Genomic DNA, 16,996 nt, shown 5'->3' with positions numbered 1-16,996 from the left:
ATCATGACTAACCAAAATCAGCAGCAGAATGCGCTGGATGTGGTAACTATCGGCGAAGCGATGGCGATGTTCGTCGCCAGAGAGACCGGCGACCTGGCCGCGGCGGAAACCTTTAGCAAACGCATCGCCGGCGCGGAGCTTAACGTCGCTATCGGACTGGCACGCCTCGGTTTAAAAGTGGGCTGGGTAAGCCGCGTGGGCGATGACGCCTTCGGCCGCTTTGTTCATCAGCAGCTGGAAAAAGAGGGTGTCGATCATCAACGCGTTATCACCGACCCACGCTATCCCACCGGTTTTCAGCTGAAATCCAAAGTAGAGGATGGCTCCGACCCGCTGGTGGAGTATTTCCGTAAAGGCTCCGCCGCCAGCCATCTTTCTGTAGAGGATTTCGACCGCGACTATTTCGGCGCGGCCCGTCATTTGCATTTAAGCGGTGTGGCGGCAGCGCTCTCTGCCAGCTCGCTGGAACTGCTGAACCATACGGCGCAGGAAATGCGCGCAATGGGCAAAACTCTCTCTTTCGATCCTAACCTGCGCCCGGTACTGTGGCCGAGCGAACAGGAGATGGCGAAGCAGCTTAATCAGCTGGCCAGCTATGCCGACTGGGTACTGCCGGGCGAGAAAGAGGGCTTAATCCTTACCGGCTACCGCCAGCCGGAAGCGATCGCCGACTTCTACCTCGATAAAGGCGTGAAGGCGGTAATCATTAAAACTGGCTGTGACGGCGCCTGGTATAAAACTGCCGCAGGCGATAAAGGTCAGGTTGCAGCTATTCGCGTCGATAATGTCGTGGATACGGTCGGCGCAGGCGATGGTTTCGCCGTTGGTGTAATCAGCGCGCTGCTGGAAGGCCAGCCGCTGCCGCAGGCGATCCGGCGCGGCAATAAAATTGGCTCGCTGGCTATCCAGGCGATCGGCGATAGCGAAGGCTTGCCGACGCGTGCCGAACTGGGCGACTACTGAGCGACAAACCCTACGACTCTTGATAACGATGCATATCGATGACATTGTCATCAGAATATGCGCCCTCCACAGAGGATAAGCTCATGAATAAGCATACAATCGCGCCGAAACGTTGGTGGTATATCATTCCCATCATCTTTATCACCTACAGTCTGGCGTACCTCGACCGTGCAAACTTTAGCTTCGCCTCGGCGGCCGGTATTAATGAAGATTTAGGCATCACCAAAGGCATGTCCTCGCTATTGGGCGCGCTGTTCTTCCTCGGCTACTTTTTCTTTCAGATCCCCGGCGCCGTCTACGCTGAACGCCGCAGCGTGAAAAAGCTGGTGTTCTGGTGCCTGGTGCTGTGGGGCGTGTGCGCCTCGCTGACCGGCGTGGTAAGCAATATCCCGATGCTGGCGGCGATCCGCTTTGTGCTGGGAGTGGTGGAAGCCGCAGTAATGCCGGCGATGCTGATCTATATCAGCAACTGGTTTACAAAATCGGAACGCTCACGCGCCAACACCTTTCTAATTTTGGGTAACCCGGTCACCGTACTGTGGATGTCGGTAGTCTCCGGCTATCTGATTAACGCCTACGGCTGGCGCGAGATGTTTATTTTTGAAGGCATCCCGGCGGTTATCTGGGCGGTCTGCTGGTGGTTTATGGTGCAGGATAAACCGGCTCAGGCGCGCTGGCTGAGCGAAGAGGAAAAGGCCGCGCTACAGGAGCAACTGCGTAAAGAGCAGGAAGGCATCAAGGCGGTGCGCAACTATCGGGAAGCCTTTAAATCACGTAATGTGATCATTCTTTGCGTACAATATTTCGCCTGGAGCATCGGCGTGTATGGATTTGTGCTGTGGCTGCCTTCGATTTTACGTAACGGCACTGAAATGGGGATGGTTGAAGCGGGCTGGCTTTCTGCCGTGCCTTATCTGGCCGCTACCATTGCGATGATTGTGGTTTCCTGGGCCTCTGACCGCATGCAGAACCGTAAGCTGTTCGTCTGGCCTTTGCTGCTGATCGGCGCGCTGGCGTTCCTCGGTTCCTGGCTGGTCGGCTCCAGCAATTTCTGGCTCTCCTACAGCCTGCTGGTGATTGCCGGTGCGGCCATGTATGCGCCCTATGGTCCCTTCTTCGCCATTATTCCTGAGATGCTGCCGCGTAACGTGGCGGGCGGTGCCATGGCGTTGATTAACAGCATGGGCGCGCTCGGCTCGTTTGTCGGTTCGTGGATCGTTGGCTACCTTAATGGGGCCACCGGCAGCCCGGCGGCTTCCTATATCTTTATGGGCGCGGCGCTGCTGGTTTCTGTTTTCCTGACGCTGATCGTAAAACCGGCGGAGAACAAGCAGCCCCCCTCGCCCGGACGCGCGGCCAGGCACGCCTGATTAACCGTGCGTAAAGGCCGGGCTCGCCCGGCCTCAAACCGTCATTCCTTTTGTTTTACCGCCTGCCAGGCGGATGGAGCCTGTTATGAAGCCTGAAGTGGTGTTGTATAAATCGTTGCCGGATGAGTTACGTGCCCGTCTTGATGAGCATTTTACCGTAACGGCGATCAAAAGCCTGACGCCGGAAAGTCTGGAAGAACATGCGGAGCTATTTGCCCGCGCGGAGGGCATTATCGGGTCCAGCTGCAAAGTCGATGAAGCCGTGCTGGAGAAAATGCCTAAGCTGCGTGCCGCCTCGACCATTTCTGTGGGCTATGACAATTTCGATGTTGACGCGATGAACCAGCGCGGCATTGTGCTGATGCATACGCCCACCGTGCTGACCGAAACCGTTGCCGATACTATGATGGCACTGGTACTGAGCAGCGCCCGCCGCGTGGTAGAAGTCGCCGAGCGCGTTAAGGCTGGCGAGTGGCAGCGCAGCATTGGGCCAGACTGGTTTGGTATTGATGTACACCATAAAAAAATGGGTATTCTGGGTATGGGCCGTATCGGTCTGGCGCTGGCGCAGCGTGCGCATCACGGCTTTGGCATGCCGATTCTGTATAACGCCCGCAAACATCATGAAGAAGCGGAAGCGCGCTTTAATGCGCAGTACTGCGACCTTGATACGCTGCTGCAGGAGTCTGACTTTCTTTGCATCAGCCTGCCGCTGACCGAGCAAACGCATCATATGATCGGACGCGAACAGCTGGCGAAAATGAAGCCGAGCGCCATTTTAATCAACGCCGGGCGTGGGCCGGTCGTGGATGAGCAGGCGCTGATCGCGGCGCTGAAAGATAAAACCATTCATGCCGCCGGGCTGGACGTATTTGAACAAGAGCCGTTGCCGGCCGACTCAGCATTGCTGAAGCTGCCTAACGTCGTCGCATTACCGCATATTGGTTCGGCAACGCATGAAACCCGCTACGGCATGGCGCGTGATGCGGTAGAAAACCTGATCGCCGCGCTGGCGGGCAAGGTAGAAAAAAACTGCGTTAATCCGCAGGTGCTGCGCTAAGCCCTTACGTCAGTGAAAGCGATCGCCGCAGGGCGATCGCTAATCTCGCATTTATTCCACCGCCAGCGGTTTCTCTTCCAGCTGCGGCGCGTTATCGCCCTGTAAGGTTTTTACCCGCTGTTCCACTTTCTGCACCGCCTGCGCATCTTTCAGCAATGTATAGGTCAGGGTAAACGCCTGGCTTTGTCCCGGCTGAAGCTGCTTCACTCGTCCCTGCTCTTTCTCTATGGTGACCGGATAAGCGTAGTTGGTGCCAGGCTCAATACCGGTCACGTAGCCCTGCTTCAACGTATCGGTATTTTTCCACAGCGTAAGCAGCGGCAGCTGATGGGTATCAAACTCAATGGCCGCGCCCTTGTCGCCTTTGCTGTTAATCACCGCCGCCACCGTTTTGCCCTGCGCATCCGCCAGCGGTGTCAGGTTAAACACCATCTCATCAAAGCCTTTGGTCGGCGCGTCGTAGGTATTCCAGCTTTTCAGCCCCTGTTTCGCATAATCATTGAAAGGAGAAACGCTTTTCACCGGCGCGATAAAACGTGCCTCTTTTTCCAGGATCGGCGTACCAAAGTTGCTGTGGTAAATGATTTGGTAATCTTGCGGATAGTCGCTGTGATTGGTTAGTTCATCATGAATGGTGAAGCTGTCGCTGCCGGGAATATAGCGCAGCTCGGTCCAGGTACTGAAATTCGCCTTTTTAAAGGTATGCTCTTTCAGCAGTCCGCGAATACGGATTTCATGCGGCGCCTGGTCATCAACAACAATCTCAACCCGTGACGCTGGCGTATTCCCCGCTTTGCCGTGCAGCGTATAAAGTACGCCATCCTTGCTCACCGGATGGCCGGTCCATTCAAAACCGCAGCGCACCATCATTTCATTGAAGCCATCAAGCCAGCCGAGGCCGTTACGACTTTCCAGGTTGATATAGGCCGGATTGACCACCTCATCGACCGGTGAATCCCAGCCCATGCGCACGCCGTGCCCGTTTACGTGCAGCAAATCCATTCCACGGCTTGGGCTAAGGGCGATGGTTAGCCCATTTTCGCTGCGCAGAGTAATCACCTTTGATCCTTCCTGCTTGCCGCCATGCAATACTTTTTGTTCAATGCTGAAAGGCTGACCCTGCAGCTTCAGCTGTTGACTGCTGATCGTCCAGTTGCCTTTATCCATGCCGCTTTCAGCATCCGTCAGCAGCCAGGATTGCGCCATCACAGGCGTGGAAAACAGTGTTGCTACCGTCATCGCCACCAGAGTCTTTTTCATTTTTTTATTCCTTAGCTGAATTGATTTAGCCAAACAGCCAGCAGGTTACAAACGACGGATATGAAAAACAGTGATGGCAGTCACCTGCACGGTTTTACCGGCTGTTTCCGTGGTGAAATGAGATTGTTAACGCATTTTTAGAGGATTTGTTGCAGCTAGTGACAGTACAAACGTGATCTAAACCGGTATTAGCTTGATACGTTTCAGCGTCAGGTAACGTTTGTTTCAGCGCTATCCCGATCGGGCAAGCTGTTTGCATCAGCATCCGGCTGACGGTAAGGTAGACCTACACTTGCCCATCATAATTGATTTACAGCTATGAGCTTTTCTCTCTTCGGTGACAAATTTACCCGCCATACCGGCATTGCTCGTTTAATGGAAGATATGGATGAAGGTTTGCGCACGCCCGGCGCAGTGATGCTTGGTGGCGGCAATCCGGCGCAAATCCCGGCAATGGATGACTATTTTCATCAGCTGCTGTTGCAGATGCATCAGGAAGGGAAGCTAACCGAGGCGCTGTGTAATTATGATGGCCCGCGCGGCAAAGCGCTGCTGCTGGATGCGCTGGCAACGCTGCTGCGCGAAGAGCTGGGCTGGCAAATCTCGCCGAAAAACATCGCCCTGACCAACGGCAGCCAGAGCGCTTTTTTTTATCTGTTTAATCTGTACGCCGGACGCCGTGCCGACAGCAGCAAAAAGCGCGTGCTGTTTCCGCTGACGCCGGAATATCTGGGCTATGCCGATGCCGGACTGGATGAAGATCTGTTCATTGCCGCCCGGCCTAATATTGAGCTGCTGCCGGAAGGCCAGTTTAAATATCATGTCGATTTCGATCATCTGTCGATTACCGATGAGATCGGCCTGATTTGTGTGTCGCGCCCGACCAACCCGACCGGCAATGTGATTACCGATGAGGAACTGCTGCACCTGGATATGCTGGCGCAGCAGCATGATATTCCTTTGTTGATTGATAACGCCTACGGTCTGCCTTTTCCCGGCATTATCTTCAGCGAGGCGCGTCCGCTGTGGAATCCCAACATTATTCTTTGCATGAGCCTGTCGAAGCTCGGCCTGCCGGGCGCGCGCTGCGGGATTATCGTAGCGGATGAAAAGGTGATTGACGCGATCGGCAATATGAACGGCATTATCAGCCTGGCGCCGGGTAGCGTTGGTCCGGCTATCGCTACGGAAATGATTCAGCGCGGCGATCTGCTGCGGCTGTCGGAAACGGTGATTAAACCCTTTTACCAGCAGCGCGTGCAGGAAACCATCAGCATTATTCGCCGCTATCTGCCGCAAGATCGCTGCCTGATTCATAAGCCGGAAGGCGCTATCTTCCTCTGGCTGTGGTTTAAAGATCTGCCCATTACCACCGAGCTGCTCTATCAGCGTCTGAAGCAGCGCGGTGTCCTGATGGTGCCGGGCCACTTCTTTTTCCCTGGGCTGGCGCATGACTGGCCGCATATGCATCAATGTATGCGCATGAACTATGTGCCGGAGGGCGAGAAGATTGAGCGGGCCATAATCATTCTGGCGGAAGAAATTGAGCGCGCATGGGATGAACGGGCATAGCCGGAACGGCAAAACCTGGTACTGTCACCCAGCGCTGGCAGAGGTAAGGGGCGCTTTCCGCCCCTTATCCTTATTAATCGCAAAACTGATGCCACCCTAAATTCGGCATACACCTCGCCCACCGCCGCTGCCATTCCAGCTGGGGCCAATTAATCCGTCAGACCTCTCCCTTATGGCTGCAAACTCTGTATAGCAAACCGACGGCTTTGCGCGTAATTTGGTTAACAATTTCTTAACTATGGATAGCGGGAGAGGATATGTCCGTAAAAGATCTGTTGCTGGCGCTGTGTGTGGTCGTCGCCTGGGGCGTTAACTTTGTGGTAATTAAAGTCGGGCTGCACGATATGCCGCCTTTTCTGTTGGCTGCCCTGCGCTTTGCGCTGGTGGCGCTGCCGACGATTTTTTTTGTGCGTCCTCCAAAGGTACCGCTGCGCTGGCTGGCGCTTTACGGACTTACCATCAGTTTTGGGCAGTTCGCCTTTCTGTTTTTGGCGATTAAACTGGGTATGCCTGCCGGACTGGCCTCGCTGGTGCTACAGGCGCAGGCCTTTTTTACTCTGCTGCTTGGCGCGCTGCTGCTGTCGGAGAAGCTGCGCTGGCACCATATCGCCGGTATCGTTATCGCCTCAGGCGGCATGTTTTTATTAGCCACTACCGCTCATGGCGTGCAGGCCGCCAGCGGCATCACAATAACTACTATGCTGCTGACGTTGGCCGCCGCACTCTGCTGGGGCATGGGCAATATCACTAACAAGGTCATTATGCACAACGGCGGCGTGCCGATTATGTCGCTGGTAGTCTGGAGCGCGCTGATCCCCGTGGGCCCGTTTCTGCTTTGTTCATGGCTGTTCGAAGGCGAGGCGGCGATGGTGCATAGTCTGGTGCATATTCAACTGCAAACGGTGCTGGCGCTGATTTATCTGGCGTTTATCGCCACCATTGTCGGCTACGGCATCTGGGGCACGCTGCTAAGCCGCTACGAAACCTGGCGCGTAGCGCCGCTCTCGCTGCTGGTGCCGGTAGTAGGTATTGTTAGCGCGGCGCTGCTGCTGGGGGAAACGCTTTCAATGCGGCAGGTGGTCGGCGCGTTGATTATTGTGATCGGTCTGGTGGTTAATGTCTTTGGCGGGCGTTTAACGCCGCTGCGTCCGGCGCATGCACAGCGGGACTAAGGTTTATCAACTCGCAGAAACAATAACGCCGCGTTTCCGCGGCGTCAGGTTTGCTTATTAGCTCAGGATTTCGATACGGCGTGGTTTCATCTCTTCCGGCACGATACGTTCCAGATCAATGTACAGCAGACCGTTTTCCAGGCGGGCGTCGCGTACCACGATGTGGTCGGCCAGCTGGAATTTACGTTCGAAATTACGTTCGGCAATCCCCTGATAAAGATATTTGCGCTCGTTCTGTTCTTCAGGATGTGCGCCACGCACGATTAACATATTGTCATGCGCGGTAATATCCAGTTCGTTCTGCGCAAAGCCCGCTACGGCAATGGTAATGCGGTAGTGGTTTTCCGCCACCAGCTCAACGTTGTACGGAGGATAACCGCCGTTGCTTTGGTTCTGATTAGATTCCAGCAGGTTGAACAGACGATCGAAACCGATAGATGAACGATAGAGCGGAGAAAGGTCAAAGTTACGCATAATGCAAAGCTCCTGATTTTCAGCGAGTTGATTAATCGTAGCCTTCCACAATGGACAGGCTATCCGGCCACGCTGGCAAACCCATTCGGCGGATGCCGCGCTGACCGTGATAAGAAAATGGGGATAGCAACAGCGCTTTCAAGGGGGAATTTGCGATTTTTTTAAGCAAACACCAGAGAATGTCATACACTCAGGGGAAAATGTCGTCATACATCAGGCGCGAGTCACCACAGAGTGACCGGGATTTTCCCCGCCGCGGATAATACATCTCAGCCAGGCTGATGGTTGAAGGGATAAGTAGATGAAAGCGATAATGAAATACCGTTTGGCAGGGCTTCTGGCCTGTAGCGCATTGGTCGGTACCTCCGGCTGCTCCAGCATGATGTCACACACCGGCGCCAGTCAGGGCTATTACCCCGGCACCCGCGCCAGCGCGGAAATGTTAACCGACGATCAAAGCAGCTGGGCGCTAAAACCGCTGGCGCTGGTCGATCTGCCTTTTTCCGCCGTGCTGGATACGCTGCTGCTGCCATGGGACTATGCACGCGCAGGCGACAGCCAATCGATCGATTCGCCGCGCGCACGCGTGATAGAAGCAGAAAAGCTGGCGCATACGCAGGAACATCTGGCGGAAGCCGCGCCGCTGGCGATTAACTCACCGCAACTGTAAAGATTTGCCGATAGCCGTCCAGGTCGCGCATAAAGGCTATCTGGCGGCCATCGGGCGAAAACACTACCGCATCGCCTGACGGCGGCGTTTCACTACGCGGCGTAAGGCGCTGAAGTTTCCCGCTTTGCCGCTCGCATATCATCACGCTGTTATCGCAGATAAAAGCCAGCCGTTCACCATCAGGATGCCAGCTAAACGCGGACTGGATGTCATGCTTGCTGTGCGTGATCTGGCGCGGTTCGCCGCCGCAGGTTGGAATGCCCCACAGCTGCACAATGCCCTCATCGTCACGCATTAAACAGGCGATTTCACTGCCATCCGGCGCGCTGCGCAGCCAGTGACGCGGCATGGTCGTCAGCCCGGGATAACGGCGCTGATGGGTGAAGGTTATGCGGCGCTGCTTCACTCCGCGCGGCGGCGCCGGCAGGCGGGTTTCCGTGCCTTCCAGCGGCGCATCGCCCGCCTGCGCGTAATCTTTCAGGCTTTCCGGCAGATCGACAATAAACACCTCCGGCACCGTGCCGCCATCTATTGCTCGCGTATCGCCAATAAAGGCGAGCGCCCAGCGTTGACGGCTGCCGTCGGCACGCAGATAGCCCTGCTGACCAATCCAGCCCTCTTCATAGGCACGATTGATCTCATCGCTGCCGGGCTGGGGCGTGGCGGTAGTTTGGCTGACCAGCACGCAAAAATGGCTGCCATCATACTCACGCGGGTGCTGTTTAACGGGACAAACCGCATGCAGCGGTACGGCCACGCCGACGTTACGCAAATCCTCTTTGCTGTCCCACTCATGCATCACGTGATCGTTATAGGTAAAGCTGATGCGGCTGCCGTCCGGACTGAAGACATGAACATGCGAGCCGCCGCGCAGCGCACCGGGCGTAAAGGGCGGCGTGATATCGCAGGCGTCCAGATTTTCCGCCTTGCCGTTCTGAATAATTACGCCACGGCGATGATGAAAATCATAACGCCAGCCGACATCCGGATGCTCCGGCCCATGAATACAAACATAGCGTGGCGGCATATGCGGGCTGACGGTCACCACGCCAACGTGCGCGCCGTCGCGGGCCTGATAGAGGATTTCCGTCGCCCCGCTGACGACATTGACGCGCTCAATGGTCAGGCCGGTAAAAGAGGCGCCCGAAGGGCGCACATCATACGCCAGCCACTGGCTATCGCCGGTCCAGACGTTAATGTTAGTAAGCTGATGATTGCGCGAGGCAAAAGTGATCTGTTTTTCCATAGCTTACAGCACAAATTTTTCGATAGCGTGCGCCACGCCATCTTCCGCATTGGTTTTCGTGACGAACTGGCTGATGGCGATCACCGACTCAATCGCATTGCCCATCGCCACGCCGGTGCCGGCATATTCAATCATCGCCAAATCGTTTTCCTGATCGCCGATAGCCATGATTTCATCCTGCGCCAACTGGAGCTGCTGCGCCAGCGCATGCACGCCGGTGCCTTTGTTCACCTGCGGATGGAGAATTTCGAGATAGTACGGCGCACTTTTCATAATGGTGTAATTCTGCTGCGTCTCCGCCGGCAGACGGGCAATAGCCGCATCCAACCGTTCCGGATGATCAATCATCATCAGTTTCGGGAAGGTGAGCGCCGGGTCCATCTCTTCCACCGCGCGATAGCGCACCGGGATCCCGGTCAAATAAGCTTCATGGATGGTATATTCGCTGATGTCTTTGTTCGGCGTATAGAGCGACGATTTATCCAGCGCCTGGAAATGCACGTCCAGCTCACGCGCCAGTTGTTCAAACTTCAGATAGTCATCGAACGAGAGCGCGGTTTCCGCCACGCAGTCGCCGTTTACCGCCCGCTGCACCAGCGCGCCGTTGTTGGTAATGCAGTACTGGCCTTCCTGTTGCAGATCCAGCTCCATCAGATAGCGTTCCACACCGATATAAGGACGTCCGGTGGTCAGCACGATATGCACGCCTTTGTCACGAGCCTGGCCGATAGCCCGCTTAACGCGCGGTGAAATCTGGTGTTGGGGATTAAGCAGCGTGCCGTCCATATCAATTGCAATCAGTTTTATCGCCATAACGTCCTCGTTAGTGTTCGGTTTGGGTTAATGCTAGCGCGATCCAGCTCACAATGACCAGTATGACGCAAACTTGCGGCGCGCCAGATAAAAAAACGCCAGTCACAGGGACTGGCGTCAGGCTACTGAAAAACACAGAGGCGGTTAAATATCAATGTTGGCCGCTTTCAGGGCGTTCTCTTCGATAAAGGCGCGGCGCGGTTCTACCGCATCGCCCATCAGTGTAGTAAACAGCTGATCGGCGGCAATCGCATCTTTAATGGTTACGCGCAGCATACGACGGCTATCCGGATCCATGGTGGTTTCCCACAGCTGCTCTGGGTTCATCTCGCCCAGACCTTTATAACGCTGTACCGACAGGCCGCGACGCGACTCTTTTACCAGCCACTCCAGCGCCTGCTCGAAGCTTTCTACCGGCTGGCGGCGTTCGCCGCGTTCGATATAAGCATCTTCCTCCAGCAGACCGCGCAGCTTAGCGCCCAGCGTACAGATTTTGCGATACTCCGGCCCCTGAATAAATTCGCTATCCAGCGGATAGTCGGTATCCACGCCATGCGTACGTACGCGCAGTACCGGCTCAAAAATATTCAGCTCGCGGTTTTCACGCACGCTGGCAACGTAAGTGCTGCCGTGCGCCTCTTTTTCGTTCAGCAGGGTAACCAGCGTATCGATCCAGTGAGTCACCGTCTGTTGATCATCCAGGCTTTCCAGCGTCGGATGGTAAACCAGCGTTTTCAGCAGGGCCATCGGGAAACGACGCTCCATACGCTTGATCATGCGCTGCGTGCTGTTGTACTCGGTAACCAGGCTTTCCAGCGGCTCGCCGCCCAGCGCAGGCGCGCTGGCGTTGGTATGCAGCGTTGCGCCGTCCAGCGCAATGGCGATCTGATACTGATCCATCGCCTCATCATCTTTGATGTACTGTTCCTGCTTGCCTTTCTTCACCTTGTACAGCGGCGGCTGCGCAATATAAACGTGGCCGCGTTCGATGATTTCCGGCATCTGACGATAGAAGAAGGTCAACAGCAGCGTACGAATGTGTGAGCCGTCGACGTCCGCATCGGTCATGATAATGATGCTGTGATAACGCAGCTTATCCGGGTTGTATTCGTCACGGCCAATGCCGCAGCCCAGCGCGGTGATCAGCGTCGCCACTTCCTGCGAAGCGAGCATCTTATCGAAGCGCGCTTTCTCTACGTTAAGGATTTTACCCTTCAGCGGCAGAATCGCCTGGTTCTTACGGTTACGTCCCTGCTTGGCGGAGCCGCCTGCGGAGTCACCCTCCACCAGGTAGATTTCAGAGTGCGCCGGATCGCGCTCCTGACAGTCAGCCAGCTTGCCCGGCAGACCGGCCAGATCCAGCGCGCCTTTACGACGGGTCATTTCACGCGCGCGGCGTGCCGCTTCACGCGCACGGGCCGCATCGATAATTTTGCCCACGACGATTTTCGCATCGGACGGGTTTTCCAGCAGGTATTCTGCCAGCAGTTCATTCATCTGCGATTCAACCGCCGATTTCACCTCGGAAGAGACCAGTTTGTCTTTGGTCTGCGAGGAGAATTTCGGGTCCGGCACTTTCACGGAAACCACCGCAATCAGGCCTTCACGCGCATCGTCGCCGGTAGCGCTGACTTTCGCTTTTTTGCTGTAGCCTTCTTTATCCATATAGGCGTTCAGCGTACGCGTCATCGCCGCACGGAAGCCCGCCAGGTGCGTGCCGCCGTCGCGCTGCGGAATGTTGTTGGTGAAGCAGTAGATGTTTTCCTGGAAACCATCGTTCCACTGCAGCGCCACTTCCACGCCGATGCCATCCTTTTCGGTAGAGAAGTAGAACACGTTCGGATGGATCGGGGTTTTGTTTTTGTTCAGGTATTCAACGAACGCTTTGATGCCGCCTTCGTAATGATAATGATCGCTTTTATCGGTGCGCTTATCTTCCAGGCGGATAGAGACGCCGGAGTTCAGGAACGACAGCTCGCGCAGACGCTTGGCCAGGATTTCATATTCGAAATCAACCACGTTAGTAAAGGTTTGATGGCTTGGCCAGAAGCGCACACGCGTACCGGTCAGATCGGTTTCGCCGGTGATCGCCAGCGGCGCCTGCGGCACGCCGTGCACATAGGTCTGCTGATGCACTTTGCCTTCACGACGGATGGTCAGCTCGAGCTTTTCAGACAGCGCGTTCACTACCGACACGCCCACGCCGTGCAGACCGCCGGACACTTTATAGGAGTTGTCATCGAACTTACCGCCCGCGTGCAGTACGGTCATGATCACTTCCGCCGCCGAAACGCCTTCTTCCGGGTGGATCCCGGTAGGAATGCCACGGCCATCATCCTGCACCGATACGGAGTTATCCGCATGAATGGTAACAACGATCTCTTTACAGTGGCCGGCGAGCGCTTCGTCGATGGCGTTATCCACGACCTCGAATACCATGTGATGCAGACCGGTGCCGTCATCCGTATCGCCGATATACATTCCCGGGCGTTTGCGTACCGCATCAAGCCCCTTCAGGACTTTGATACTTGAGGAGTCATAAGAATTCGACATCAACGTTTCTCGCTCATTTAATCTTCAGGTTGAACCGCTATTTTACCCTGTTCTACGCGGAACATCTTGCCCTTTTCGTCAGTCATATCGATGACATGATCGGCACCGATAGCGCTGACAAAAACCTGGGCATGCGTGGCTTTAAGCCGCTCCGCCAGCAGGCGGCGACGGCTCTCATCCAGCTCGGAGGCAAAATCATCGATCAGGTAGAGGCAGCGGCGTCCGTTTTGCCGGGTAAGGAACTCACCCTGGGCCAGACGCAGCGCACACATCAGTAATTTCAGCTGTCCGCGAGACAGTAAATCTTCAACCGGCGTCCCTTCGGCGCGAATACGAAAATCGGCCTTATGGGGACCGCTGGCGGTATAGGTCAGCGCCCGGTCGCGCTCAAACTGCCGCTCCAGCAGTTCGGCGTAGTCACTCTCTTTATCCCAGCCGCGCTGAAAAGAGAAATCCAGCGCGAACTCCGGTAAAAACTGGCTGCAGGTGGCGGTAATATCCGCCGCTATCGCCGCGCTGTACTCCGCACGCCAGCGGCTAATCTGCTCCGCCAGCGGCGCCAGCTCGCGATCCCAGGGTTCGATTTGCTGATAACGCGATACCTGGCGCAGAGCGGCGTTGCGCTGCTTAAGCAGACGCTTCAGATTACTCCACGCCAGAAAGAAGCCGGGCGTATTGTGAAAGCAGCCCCAGTCAACGTAGGCGCGGCGATATTTCGGCCCGCCGTTCAGCAGCGTAAAGCCCTCCGGCGTAATCAGCTGCATCGGCAGCAGCTGCGCCAGCTCGGCGACCTTATGGCCGTCGCTGCCGTCAATCCGCACCTTGCTGTCGCCGGCGCGGTTTTTCGTCAGGCCCACCGCCGTTTCCCGCTCGGCGCCGTCAATTCGCCCGTGCAGCGTAAACGCATCCTGTTCGTGACGGATAACGCGCCCCGCCTGCAGGCTGCGAAATGCGCGCCCGTGGCCCAGCGTGTAGATGGCCTCCAGCACGCTGGTTTTACCGCTGCCGTTAGCGCCAATCAGAAAATTGAAGCCCGGCGCCAGCGCCAGGTCAGCTTGCTCAATATTACGGAAGTCTTTAATCAGCAGGCGGGTTAAAGCCATGAAATAATCCAAAGAGATGGAGTGACAGCAGGCGCCTTATCTCAAGGCTGTCGTTGCTTAGCGCACGGACAATTAGCCAGGGCTTGCTTGTCATCACAATATGGGGATGAACCGGCATTTTACAAGGGCTGAACCCGCTTTGGCAGCGGCAAAGAACGCCCTCGGGGCGTATCGCTTCAGCCTACCTTTGCGCCGCCGGGCCGCTGGAGCATCGGCTCCAGCGCGCCGGGTTAACTAGAGACGCATCGGCATAACAACGTAAGCGGCGCTCTGGCTGGCCTCATCCTCAATCTGCACGCTGGAGACGGAGTCCGTCAGCAGCAGACGCACATTTTCGCATTTCAGCGCGTTCAGCACGTCCAGCACATAGCTAACGTTAAAGCCGATTTCCAGATCGCTGCCGCCGTAGGTGACGTCCAGGATCTCTTCCGCTTCTTCCTGCTCCGGGTTGTTCGCCGTGATTTTCAGCTGGTTCTGGCTGATATAAAGGCGTACGCCGCGGAATTTTTCATTAGATAAGATCGCGGCGCGCGCAAACGCCTGTTTCAGCAGATCGCAGCCCGCCTCCAGCGTTTTGTCCGGATTTTTCGGCAGCACGCGACGATAGTCCGGGAAACGGCCATCCACCAGCTTGGAGGTAAAGATAAAATCGCCGACGTGCGCACGAATATTGCTGCTGCCAATCTGGATTTGCAGCGGCGTATCACCGCCGTCCAGCAGGCGAACCAGCTCGGAAACCCCTTTACGTGGCACGATCACCGAATGGTTCGGCAGCGACTGGCCGACCGGCATCGAGCAAACCGCCAGGCGGTGGCCGTCGGTGGCGACGGTACGCAGCTCTTCCCCTTCGGTTTCAAACAGCATGCCGTTAAGGTAGTAACGCACGTCCTGATGCGCCATTGAGAACTGCGTTGCCTCAATCAGACGTTTCAGGGTCGCCTGCGGCAAAGTGAATTCAACTTCGCTCTGCCAGTCATCAAGATTAGGGAAATCGCTGGCGGGCAGCGTGGAGAGCGAAAAACGGCTACGCCCTGAGCGCACCAGCATTCTGTCGCCTTCCAGCACCACGCTGATTTCCGCGCCTTCCGGCAGGCCGCGGCAAATATCTAAAAACTTGCGCGCCGGTACGGTGGTTGCGCCAGGCTCATGCGGCTGCGTTAAGGCAACGCGCGCCACCATTTCCATTTCTAAATCAGTCCCGGTCAATAACAGGCTGCCATCATTTACCTGCATCAGCAGGTTGCCAAGGATGGGCAGCGTCGGACGACCGCCTAACGGACCGCTCACCTGCTGTAGCGGTTTAAGTAATTGCTCACGTTCTACAATAAATTTCATAGCGTCAGGAAGATAATGTTCTGATTAAATTGGAGAAATCTTCTTTAATGTCGTGACTTTCTTCACGTAGCTGCTCGATTTTACGGCAGGCATGCAGCACGGTAGTATGGTCGCGACCCCCGAAAGCGTCACCGATTTCCGGCAGGCTGTGGTTCGTCAGCTCTTTTGCCATTGCCATCGCCATCTGACGCGGACGCGCAACCGAGCGCGAACGACGTTTAGAGAGCAAATCAGCCACCTTGATTTTGTAATATTCCGCCACCGTTTTTTGAATATTATCGATGGTGACCAGCTTCTCCTGCAGCGCCAGCAGATCGCGCAGCGCTTCGCGCACAAAATCGATGGTAATAGCGCGGCCGGTAAAGTTGGCGTTGGCGATAACGCGGTTCAGCGCTCCTTCCAGCTCACGCACGTTAGAGCGCAGGCGCTTGGCAATAAAGAAGGCGACTTCGCCCGGCAGGCGAATATCGTTCTCATCCGCCTTTTTCATCAGGATCGCGACGCGCGTTTCCAGCTCCGGCGGCTCAATGGCGACCGTCAGGCCCCAGCCAAAGCGTGATTTCAGGCGATCTTCCACACCGTTGATCTCTTTAGGATAGCGGTCTGAGGTTAAAATAATTTGCTGATTGCCTTCCAGCAACGCGTTGAAGGTATGGAAAAATTCTTCCTGCGAACGCTCTTTGTTGGCAAAGAACTGAATATCATCGATAAGCAGCGCATCTACCGAACGGTAATAGCGTTTGAACTCTTCTATCGCGTTATTTTGCAGCGCTTTTACCATGTCCTGTACGAAACGCTCTGAATGCATGTAGACCACTTTAGCATTGGGTTTACGGGCAATGATGCCGTTACCTACCGCATGTAACAGGTGGGTTTTACCCAAGCCGGTGCCGCCATACAGAAACAGCGGGTTGTAGGCGCCGCCGGGGTTATCGGCAACCTGACGCGCCGCCGCGCGCGCCAGCTGGTTCGATTTACCTTCGACGAAGTTATCAAAGTTATGTTTGGCGTTGACGTTTGAACGCCAGGAGCGCTCGGCGGGGGCGGGTACGCTATCCCAGCTGGGGCGTGCCGCCGGCGCCGTTGGCGGTATGCTCGCCATCACCGGCGCCGCCACGCTGGCGCTGGTCATGCTGGCCTGCGGCATGGTCTGCACCACCGGCTTGCTGCCCACCTCAAAACGCAGCTGCGGCGCTTCGGTGCCGCAGAAGTCATTCAGCAGGGCGTTGATATTATGGAGATATTTATCTCTTACCCAGTCGAGTACGAACCGATTCGGGGCATATAAGGCCAGCGTATTGTCGTTCAGTTCAGCCTGTAGCGGACGGATCCACATGCTGAATTCAGTGGCAGGTAGCTCATCCTGCAAACGGGCAAGACACTGTTGCCAAAGCGAAAGTGACAC

The 16,996-nt window shown here is 55.9% G+C and carries 14 protein-coding genes; 6 read left to right on the top strand and 8 right to left on the bottom strand.

Annotation, left to right across the window (positions count from 1 at the left end; all coding sequences use genetic code 11):
* Positions 1 to 3 precede the first annotated feature (3 nt).
* From K6958_RS00070 to ghrB, 3 genes are all read left to right on the top strand, one after another.
* The gene (locus tag K6958_RS00070) at positions 4 to 963 is read left to right on the top strand and encodes a sugar kinase (protein ID WP_249892774.1); all 960 of its coding nucleotides are present in this window, start codon (positions 4 to 6) and stop codon (positions 961 to 963) included.
* 83 nt (positions 964 to 1,046) lie between these two features.
* The gene (locus K6958_RS00065) at positions 1,047 to 2,333 is read left to right on the top strand and encodes an MFS transporter (RefSeq protein ID WP_249892773.1); all 1,287 of its coding nucleotides are present in this window, start codon (positions 1,047 to 1,049) and stop codon (positions 2,331 to 2,333) included.
* An 85-nt stretch (positions 2,334 to 2,418) separates the two neighbouring features.
* A complete protein-coding gene (ghrB, locus tag K6958_RS00060) occupies positions 2,419 to 3,393 on the top strand; it encodes a glyoxylate/hydroxypyruvate reductase GhrB (protein WP_249892772.1) in 975 nt (324 codons plus the stop codon).
* Between the two features lie 51 nt (positions 3,394 to 3,444).
* On the opposite strand, the gene K6958_RS00055 is transcribed toward ghrB, so the two are convergent.
* Positions 3,445 to 4,653, bottom strand: coding sequence for an aldose 1-epimerase family protein (locus tag K6958_RS00055; RefSeq protein ID WP_249892771.1), 1,209 nt, complete (start codon positions 4,651 to 4,653; stop codon positions 3,445 to 3,447).
* A gap of 318 nt (positions 4,654 to 4,971) precedes the next feature.
* Here K6958_RS00055 and K6958_RS00050 point away from each other — a divergent pair, with 318 nt between their 5' ends.
* Positions 4,972 to 6,225: a valine--pyruvate transaminase gene (locus K6958_RS00050; RefSeq protein ID WP_249892770.1), complete on the top strand. Its 1,254-nt coding sequence runs from the start codon at positions 4,972 to 4,974 to the stop codon at positions 6,223 to 6,225.
* Between the two features lie 257 nt (positions 6,226 to 6,482).
* A complete protein-coding gene (locus K6958_RS00045) occupies positions 6,483 to 7,397 on the top strand; it encodes an EamA family transporter (RefSeq protein WP_249892769.1) in 915 nt (304 codons plus the stop codon).
* Between the two features lie 57 nt (positions 7,398 to 7,454).
* On the opposite strand, the gene ibpA is transcribed toward K6958_RS00045, so the two are convergent.
* Complete coding sequence (gene ibpA, locus K6958_RS00040; protein ID WP_249892768.1) at positions 7,455 to 7,871, bottom strand: small heat shock chaperone IbpA; 417 nt, start codon at positions 7,869 to 7,871, stop codon at positions 7,455 to 7,457.
* A 301-nt stretch (positions 7,872 to 8,172) separates the two neighbouring features.
* On the opposite strand from ibpA, the gene K6958_RS00035 reads away from it, so the two are divergent.
* The gene (locus K6958_RS00035; RefSeq protein WP_249892767.1) at positions 8,173 to 8,541 is read left to right on the top strand and encodes a YceK/YidQ family lipoprotein; all 369 of its coding nucleotides are present in this window, start codon (positions 8,173 to 8,175) and stop codon (positions 8,539 to 8,541) included.
* On the opposite strand, the gene K6958_RS00030 is transcribed toward K6958_RS00035, so the two are convergent.
* The 6 genes from K6958_RS00030 to dnaA all read right to left on the bottom strand — a co-directional run bounded on the left by K6958_RS00030 (position 8,522) and on the right by dnaA (position 16,996).
* On the bottom strand, positions 8,522 to 9,787 hold the full coding sequence (locus tag K6958_RS00030) for a YidR family protein (RefSeq protein ID WP_249892766.1): 1,266 nt from the start codon (positions 9,785 to 9,787) through the stop codon (positions 8,522 to 8,524). The genes K6958_RS00035 and K6958_RS00030 overlap by 20 nt on opposite strands.
* 3 nt (positions 9,788 to 9,790) lie before the next feature.
* Positions 9,791 to 10,600, bottom strand: coding sequence for a sugar-phosphatase (gene yidA / locus K6958_RS00025; RefSeq protein ID WP_249892765.1), 810 nt, complete (start codon positions 10,598 to 10,600; stop codon positions 9,791 to 9,793).
* A gap of 144 nt (positions 10,601 to 10,744) precedes the next feature.
* Positions 10,745 to 13,153: a DNA topoisomerase (ATP-hydrolyzing) subunit B gene (gene gyrB / locus K6958_RS00020; RefSeq protein WP_249892764.1), complete on the bottom strand. Its 2,409-nt coding sequence runs from the start codon at positions 13,151 to 13,153 to the stop codon at positions 10,745 to 10,747.
* 17 nt (positions 13,154 to 13,170) lie between these two features.
* Positions 13,171 to 14,256 (bottom strand): DNA replication/repair protein RecF, encoded by a 1,086-nt coding sequence (recF, locus tag K6958_RS00015; protein WP_249892763.1) that lies wholly within the window; start codon positions 14,254 to 14,256, stop codon positions 13,171 to 13,173.
* Between the two features lie 234 nt (positions 14,257 to 14,490).
* Positions 14,491 to 15,591 (bottom strand): DNA polymerase III subunit beta, encoded by a 1,101-nt coding sequence (dnaN, locus tag K6958_RS00010; RefSeq protein WP_249892762.1) that lies wholly within the window; start codon positions 15,589 to 15,591, stop codon positions 14,491 to 14,493.
* 4 nt (positions 15,592 to 15,595) lie between these two features.
* Positions 15,596 to 16,996: a chromosomal replication initiator protein DnaA gene (gene dnaA, locus K6958_RS00005; protein ID WP_249892761.1), complete on the bottom strand. Its 1,401-nt coding sequence runs from the start codon at positions 16,994 to 16,996 to the stop codon at positions 15,596 to 15,598.

It is taken from the genome of Mixta hanseatica, from assembly GCF_023517775.1.
Classification (GTDB): Bacteria; Pseudomonadota; Gammaproteobacteria; order Enterobacterales; family Enterobacteriaceae; genus Mixta; species Mixta hanseatica.
The sequence above is the reverse complement of the archived record's forward strand: the minus strand, read 5'-3'. Positions and strand labels throughout refer to the sequence as shown.